The sequence below is a fragment of the Rhodoferax sp. GW821-FHT10B06 genome (assembly GCF_059415605.1).
This window is the reverse complement of record NZ_JBWKNO010000044.1, coordinates 1-875: the sequence shown is the minus strand read 5'-3', so window position 1 is coordinate 875 and position 875 is coordinate 1. Positions and strand designations below refer to the sequence as shown.

Genomic DNA, 875 nt, shown 5'->3' with positions numbered 1-875 from the left:
AGAGCGGCTAACAAAAGCGTGTCATCGTCAAATGCACATCGTGCGTTTGACGCGGGATGGGAAAGAACAGAAACAAAGAGATCAGCACGGCGTTGTACAAAAGAATCGAGCCGTTGCTGCCAGCAACCGTTGCCTCGCCCAAGGGTGGGAGGCCTCGACTGAGCGACGAGCAAGCCTTGAACGGCATCCTGTTCGTGCTGCGTACGGGTACACCTTGGGAACATCTACCCCAGGAATTGGGCTTTGGCAGCGGCATGACTTGTTGGAGGCGACTGCGTGACTGGCAGGCCGCAGGCGTATGGCATCGCCTGCACTTGGCATTGCTGGCTGAGCTGCGCAGCGCCGACAAGCTGGATTTCAGCCGCGCCTGTATGGATGGCGCCAGTGTGCCCAGCCCCCGGGGGGCTCGCACACAGGCCCCAACCCGACGGACCGGGGCAAACTCGGCAGCAAGCGCCACCTGATCACGGACCGCCAGGGCATCCCGCTGATGTTCTGCGTCACCGGGGCCAACCGCCATGATTCGGTGGTTTTCGAGGCGTTGGTCGATGCCTTGCCTGCCGTAGGCGGCAAGCCAGGTCGGCCGCGTCGCTGGCCTGCCAAGTTGCATGCGGACAAGGGCTACGACTTCGCCCGGTGCCGCGCGCACCTCAAGCGCTGTGGTATCCAGGACCGCATTGCCCGCAGAGGTATTGAGCGCAATGACCGGCTCGGGCGCCATCGCTGGGTGGTCGAACGCACACACGCTTGGCTGGCCGCCTTCGGCAAGCTGCGTACCCGCTTCGAGCGCCGCATCGACATTCATACGGCCTTGCTTTCCCTGGCTTGTTGTGTCATCTGCCTTCGTAGACTTTCCCCGTTTTGTTAGCCGCTCT

Annotated in this window: 1 protein-coding gene; it reads left to right on the top strand. The window is 62.4% G+C overall.

What is annotated here, in order from left to right:
• The first annotated feature begins 56 nt into the window (after nucleotides 1–56).
• A protein-coding gene (locus AC07O2_RS25965) for an IS5 family transposase (protein ID WP_495234996.1) occupies nucleotides 57–868 on the top strand; the annotation gives its coding sequence in 2 pieces (ribosomal slippage) (nucleotides 57–387 and nucleotides 387–868; 813 coding nt in all).
• Nucleotides 869–875: the final 7 nt, after the last annotated feature.